A 6,306-nucleotide genomic window follows, 5' to 3' on the forward strand; every position below is an offset into this window, starting at 1 on the left:
ACCGGATCAAAAGCCGCCCGGGATTCCTGACCGTCGAACAGCTCGACGACCTGCTTTTCTACGGCATGCTCGGCGTCATTGTCGGCGGTCGCCTCGGCCAGGTTTTGTTCTACGACCCGGGTTATTACTTCGCTAATCCGCTGGAAATTTTCGCCGTCTGGAAGGGGGGCATGAGCTTCCATGGCGGCTTTCTCGGCGTCCTGGTTGCCGTCGGGCTGTGGGCACGCAAACTGGATCTCAACTGGTGGGAGGTGACCGACTTCATCGCCCCACTCGTCCCGCTCGGCCTGGCAGCCGGTCGCCTCGGCAATTTCATCAACGGCGAACTGTGGGGCCGTGTCACCGACGCCAGCCTGCCCTGGGCGATGATCTTTCCGCAATCCGGCGACATGCAGCCACGTCACCCGTCGCAGCTTTATCACATCGGCCTGGAGGGCTTCGCGCTCTTTTCGATTTTGTGGTTTTTTTCCGGTCGACCGCAAGAACGTGGCGCGGTGTCGGGCGTTTTCCTGATCGGTTACGGTGCGTTCCGCTTCATCACCGAATTTTTCCGCGAGCCGGATGCCGGCATTTTCGGCCAGTCCTACACGATCAGCATGGGCCAATGGCTGTCGCTGCCGATGGTGCTGGCCGGCATCGTTTTGCTGGTGCTCGCCAAGCGCCGGAAATCTCTATAATTATGGATTACGTTATCCACCACACGACAGGAATAGCCTCATGACACGTCCGTTCAAGGTTCTCGGCATCCAGCAAATCGCCATCGGCGGCCCTTCCAAGGAAAAATTGCGCACCCTGTGGGTCGATAAATTTGGCCTGGAAATCACCAGCACCTTCGTTTCCGAGCGCGAAAACGTCGACGAAGACATCTGCGCCATGGGCACCGGCCCGTTCAAGGTCGAAGTCGACCTGATGCAGCCGCTCGACCCGGAAAAGAAGCCGGCCGTGCATGCCACGCCGCTCAACCACGTTGGTCTGTGGATCGACGACCTGCCCAAGGCCGTCGAGTGGCTGTCGGCCAATGGCGTACGTTTCGCCCCGGGCGGCATCCGCAAGGGCGCGGCCGGTTTCGACATCACCTTCCTGCACCCGAAGGGCAACGAGGAATTCCCGATTGGCGGTGAAGGCGTGCTGATCGAACTGGTCCAGGCACCGCCGGAAGTCGCCTCGGCCTTCGCCAAGCTGGCCGCCCAGTAAGCTTTCATGGCTGACATCCCCGAGCACGAACTCGAGGAAACCCGCGCCGCGCTCGCCCCCACCCTGGAGGCGACCGCGGCAATTCTGCCCTGGGTGGCCGCGCCCAGAAAGGCGCGCTTCGACCCGCAACTCAATGAACGCTGGATTGCGGCCGGAAAGCGTCTGGCAACGGCGTGGTCAGAGCGTCACGGCACCGGCGGCAACGATATTCGACCGGCCATTTTTGGGCTGTACGCCATCGCCATCGAAACGGCCGACGCCGACTGCCTGCGTCTTGGCGAAGCGCTGGCCGGCGCCGCCGACCGGCTCGACGAAAACCGTGTTCCTCCGCGCCTGGTTGCTGCCATGTCAGCGGCCATCGAGTCCATGAGCGACGTCGATGGCCTTGAGCTCCCTGCCTTCCCCGAACGGGCCAGTCACTTTGCCGGACGTCTGGAAGCCAGCGCGGCAACGGCCAACGATAGCGAACGCTCAGCCGTCCTCGACCGGCTATTTGTCGACGAAGCCGGTGAGCAAATCCAGCTCATGCACGATGCGCTGGCCGCGCTACCGCCCGACGCCTACGCGCTCGCCACGGAATCGCTGAAACTGGTGCAGCATGCCGAATTGCTCGAAATATGGGGCGTCATGCATCTCGCCCGGCAGTTATCGGAATGCATCAAACGACAGGCGGCCGACCTCGATCACTGCGCCGCACGAAGTGAAATTCAATCCCTGCTTGAAGCACTCGCCAGCGCCATTGCTACGGTCAACCGGTAATTTCGGCCAAATTTGAGACGCGCTCAGAGGGCGGCGCCAACGGCCTTTAGCCGCGCGCTAGCCGCACGCGCCTGAAGCTTGGCCTCCCCCGCCTCGTACTCGACCAGGGCCAGCGTGACGAGATTGGCTACCGCCTGCGCAAACAGCCCGTGGGCCGCCGTCCACGGTTGACGCGTGCCGACCTGTTCAAGGCCGAGAACGCCCTGGAAATCGCCACGGATGTGAATCGGCGTACTGAGCATCGCCGTGACGCCATGGCGCGGCAGGTAATCGAACGCAAACTCGGCGGTTAGCGGGTGCGTATAGGCGTCGTCCGCCGCAATGCTGTTACCTGCCTGCAAGGCCCGGAAGGAGGATGGATACTGGCTGGCGCGGATGCTTTGGTCTTTGCTGTGGCGGCGTGTCGACAACTCGAATAGATCGAGACACAGCAGCTCCTGGTGCTGGTTGTTGAGGGCCCAGATGCTGACGCGTTCGACACCGGACATCTGCGCCGCCGACTCGGTCAGGATACTGAGCATCATGTCGAGCGACGCCTCCTTGAAATAGGCGCCGCGCGACAGGCTGGCGATACCTTCCTGCAATTCGACCGGGGACATCAGGGGCCTTCCGTTGCCCGGATTGACCAAATTTTCCATAAGATTTCGACAGACCAGCCCCCCTTGGGGCAAAAACACATGGCGAAATTTTATCGACTCCAGCCGGAGCTGCCTGTGAAATCCTCCACACCTGACAAAAGTAATAGCCGAAACCACATTTCCACTTGGGGCTCAGCGCCCCCCCAGCGCGGCAATGCGTTCTTCGAGCGGCGGGTGCGTCGAAAACAGCGCCATGAATCCACCCTTGCCACCAGCAATACCGGAGGCTGCCATGTTCTGTGGCAACGGCTCGGTATGCAGGTTGCCCAGGCGACGCAGCGCGTTTTGCATCGGCACCGGCGAGCCCATCAGGCCAGCTGCGCCGGCATCGGCGCGGAATTCGCGCTGACGCGAGAACCCGGCAACAATGATGCTGGCGAGCAGGCCAAAGACGACTTCGCAGATCATGCTGGTCACCATGTAACCGATGCCCGGGCCGGTGTTTTCGCTGTCGCCGCGGCGCAGGAATCCATCGACCACATAGCCGACGATGCGCGACAGGAAGACGACGAAGGTGTTCACGACGCCCTGGATCAGGGTCAGCGTCACCATGTCGCCGTTGGCGATGTGGGCGACTTCGTGGGCCAGGACGGCTTCCGCCTCGTCGCGGGTCATGCCTTGCAACAGGCCGGTCGACACGGCGACCAGCGAGTTGTTCTTGGTGGCGCCGGTGGCGAAGGCATTCGGCTCGCCGTCGTAAATGGCGACTTCCGGCATCGGCAGGTTGGCGCGCTTGGCCAGCTTGGCAACGGTGTCGACCAGCCACATTTCGGTCGACGAACTCGGCGACTCGATAACCCGGGCGCCGGTACTCCACTTGGCCATGGTCTTCGACATGAGCAGCGAAATGAAGGCGCCGCCAAAGCCGATCACGGCGGCGAAGGCGAACAGCATGCCAACATTGAGCCCGTTGGCCGTCAGGAACTTATTGACGCCTAACAGACTGGTCGCCACGCTGAGGACGAGCATGACCGCGAGGTTGGTAGCGAGAAAAAGGACAATACGTTTCATGGTGAACTCCTCGAAAGAGAAACGGGCCGATACTATTGCATTGCAACAAACTGAAAAATCGGAGCAAAATTGAATAACCCTTCGATTTTTTCTGTGAAACTCATGACCCCCATCAATTTTAAACACCTCCATTACTTCTGGGTCGTCGCCCAGGAAGGCAGCATTACGCGGGCGGCCGAACGCCTGGGTGTAGCCGTTCAGACCATCAGCGGCCAGCTTTCGTTGCTTGAGCGACAACTCGGCAAGGCTTTGTTCAACAGCCAGGGCCGTGGCCTGGTCCTCAGTGAGGCCGGGCGTGTGGCACAGGGTTATGCCGACCAGATTTTTCAGCTCGGCGAGGCGCTGACCGACGCTGTCACAAATAGCGGAAGCGAGTCCACACTTCGTCTGCGCGCAGGAATTTCCGACGGCATCCCCAAGTTACTGGCCTACCGCCTACTATCGACCGTGACCAGCATGCCGGCCGATGTCCGCCTGATTTGCGACGAAGGTGAATTCGAAACCCTGCTCGCCGACCTCGCCCTGCACCGCCTGGATGTCGTGCTGACCGACCGGGCCGCCCCGGTCAGCGCCAATCTCAAGGTGTTCAGCACGCGGCTTGGAGAATTTGCCACCGGACTGTTTGCGACGCCGGGACTGGCCGAGCAGTACCGTCAGGATTTCCCGAAAAGTCTGGACGGCGCCCCGCTGCTCCTGCCCACCCGCCACAACGCGCTGCGCGGCGGCATCGACCGCTGGCTGGAAAATTCGAACATCCATCCGAAAATCGTCGGCGAATTCGAGGACAGCGCCTTGCTGACGACCTTCGGCCGCGGCGGGCTGGGCATTTTCCCGGCCCCGCTGGCGCTCGCCGAGCAAGTCGAGAGTCAGCTGCAAGCGGTGCCGCTCGGTGCCATGAGCGGGGTCAGCGAACACATCTACGCCATCTCCAACGAGCGTCGCATCCGCCACCCGGCCGTCGAGGCGCTATGCGCCGCGGCGCCGCAAGTCGTGATTGAGCCAAGGGTATAATTTCCACCCCCAACGCAAAACAAAGTCCAAAGCCAATGTCGCTGTTCCGCAAGACCACCCTGCTCGCCCTGAGTTTCGCTTTCGCCGCCCAGGCGATGGCCCAGCAACTGCCCGTTCCCCCGTCGCTCGCCGCCAAATCGTGGCTACTGCTCGAAATGGGCTCGAATCAGGTGTTGACCGCAGAAAAATCCGACGAGCGCCTTGAACCGGCCTCGCTGACCAAGCTGATGACGGCCTACCTGACCTTCGCCGCCTTGCACAAGAAAACCCTGGCCCTCGACCAGGCTTTGCCCGTCTCGGAAAAAGCCTGGCGCACCGGCGGCTCGAAGATGTTTATCCGCGTCGACACGCAGGTGCCGGTGGAAGACCTGATCAAGGGCATGATCGTCCAGTCCGGCAATGACGCCTGCGTCACGCTGGCCGAAGGCATCGCCGGCAGCGAGGAAAACTTCGCGCAGATGATGAACCGCGAGGCGCAACGGCTGGGCATGAATGCCTCGAGCTTCCGCAATTCGACCGGCCTGCCCGACCCGGAGCACTACACCACGGCCCGCGACCTTTCGTTGCTGGCCTCCGCCCTGATCCGCGATTTCCCCGAGGAATACAAGAAGTATTACTCGATGAAGGAATTCCGCTACAACAACATCACCCAGCCCAACCGCAACCGCCTGCTCTACATCGACCCCACCGTCGATGGCGTCAAGACGGGGCACACCGAAGCCGCCGGCTACTGCCTCATCTCCTCGGCCCTGCGCGACAAGCGCCGCCTGCTCTCGGTCGTCCTCGGCACCGTTTCCGATAGCGCCCGGGCCAGCGAGTCCCAGAAACTGCTCAACTGGGGCTACATCTCCTACGACGCCGTGACGCTTTTCGCCAAGGATCAGGCCGTGGCCACGCTGCGTGCCTGGAAGGGGGCCCAGAGCGAGGTCAAGGCCGGCTTCACGAACGACCTGTCGATCGCCGTCCCCAAGGGTTACGCCGACAAGATCAAGTCCGAGTTCGTCGCCGAACCGCGCATCATTGCGCCGGTCGAAGCCGGCCAGAAGCTTGGCATGCTCAAGGTCAGCATCGACGGCAAGGTTTATGGCGAATATCCGGTCGTTGCCCTTGAAAATGTGCCACTCGGCAACATCTTCATCCGACTCCTCGACACTATTCGACTCTGGTTCAACTAAACCCATGACGCCCTACGTCGCCGATCCTGTTTACCTGAACGGCCAGTTCAAGCCGCTGGCCGAAGCGGGCATTTCGCCACTCGACCGCGGCTTTCTGTACGGCGACGGCGTTTATGAAGTGATCCCGGTCTATTCGCGCCGGGTGTTCCGCGTCGATGAACATCTGCGACGACTGCAGGCGACGCTGAACGGCATCAAGCTGGCCAATCCGCTGAGCATTGATGGCTGGAAGGACGTCGTTTTCAAGCTGATCGAAACCGCACCCTGGGAAGACCAGTCGATCTACCTGCAAGTCACGCGCGGGGCCGACGACAAGCGCGACCACGCCTTTCCGCCGGCCAGTGTGCCGCCGACAGCTTTCGCCTTTTCTTCTCCACTGGTCACCACGCCGGCCGACATCCGCGCCAAGGGCGTCGCGGCGATCACCGTGCCCGACCTGCGCTGGTCGCGCTGCGACCTCAAGGTCATCTCGCTGCTCGCCAACGTGCTGGCCCGCCAGCAGGCCGTCGAGCAAGGCT

At 61.8% G+C, this 6,306-nt stretch carries 8 protein-coding genes; 6 read left to right on the top strand and 2 right to left on the bottom strand.

The window, feature by feature from the left end; genetic code table 11:
* From lgt to ADADOO_RS01975, 3 genes are all read left to right on the top strand, one after another.
* The coding region (gene lgt / locus ADADOO_RS01965; RefSeq protein ID WP_511274544.1) for a prolipoprotein diacylglyceryl transferase at positions 1–677 on the top strand (677 nt) is incomplete at its 5' end.
* 40 nt (positions 678–717) lie between these two features.
* Complete coding sequence (locus tag ADADOO_RS01970; protein WP_511274546.1) at positions 718–1,194, top strand: VOC family protein; 477 nt, start codon at positions 718–720, stop codon at positions 1,192–1,194.
* A 6-nt stretch (positions 1,195–1,200) separates the two neighbouring features.
* On the top strand, positions 1,201–1,953 hold the full coding sequence (locus ADADOO_RS01975) for a hypothetical protein (RefSeq protein WP_511274547.1): 753 nt from the start codon (positions 1,201–1,203) through the stop codon (positions 1,951–1,953).
* 23 nt (positions 1,954–1,976) lie between these two features.
* Here ADADOO_RS01975 and ADADOO_RS01980 read toward each other — a convergent pair whose 3' ends face one another.
* Both ADADOO_RS01980 and htpX read right to left on the bottom strand, forming a co-directional pair.
* Positions 1,977–2,552: a GAF domain-containing protein gene (locus ADADOO_RS01980; RefSeq protein ID WP_511274549.1), complete on the bottom strand. Its 576-nt coding sequence runs from the start codon at positions 2,550–2,552 to the stop codon at positions 1,977–1,979.
* A gap of 171 nt (positions 2,553–2,723) precedes the next feature.
* Positions 2,724–3,602 (bottom strand): protease HtpX, encoded by an 879-nt coding sequence (gene htpX / locus ADADOO_RS01985; protein ID WP_511274551.1) that lies wholly within the window; start codon positions 3,600–3,602, stop codon positions 2,724–2,726.
* Positions 3,603–3,704: 102 nt separating this feature from the next.
* Between htpX and ADADOO_RS01990 the strand changes: the two genes are divergently transcribed.
* The 3 genes from ADADOO_RS01990 to ADADOO_RS02000 all read left to right on the top strand — a co-directional run.
* Complete coding sequence (locus ADADOO_RS01990; RefSeq protein WP_511274553.1) at positions 3,705–4,613, top strand: LysR family transcriptional regulator; 909 nt, start codon at positions 3,705–3,707, stop codon at positions 4,611–4,613.
* 35 nt (positions 4,614–4,648) lie between these two features.
* A complete protein-coding gene (locus ADADOO_RS01995) occupies positions 4,649–5,788 on the top strand; it encodes a D-alanyl-D-alanine carboxypeptidase family protein (RefSeq protein WP_511274555.1) in 1,140 nt (379 codons plus the stop codon).
* Between the two features lie 4 nt (positions 5,789–5,792).
* Positions 5,793–6,306: aminotransferase class IV (locus tag ADADOO_RS02000; RefSeq protein WP_511274557.1), on the top strand; the 514-nt coding region annotated here is incomplete at its 3' end.

It is taken from the genome of Azonexus sp. (genome assembly GCF_036170495.1).
Classification (GTDB): Bacteria; Pseudomonadota; Gammaproteobacteria; order Burkholderiales; family Rhodocyclaceae; genus Azonexus.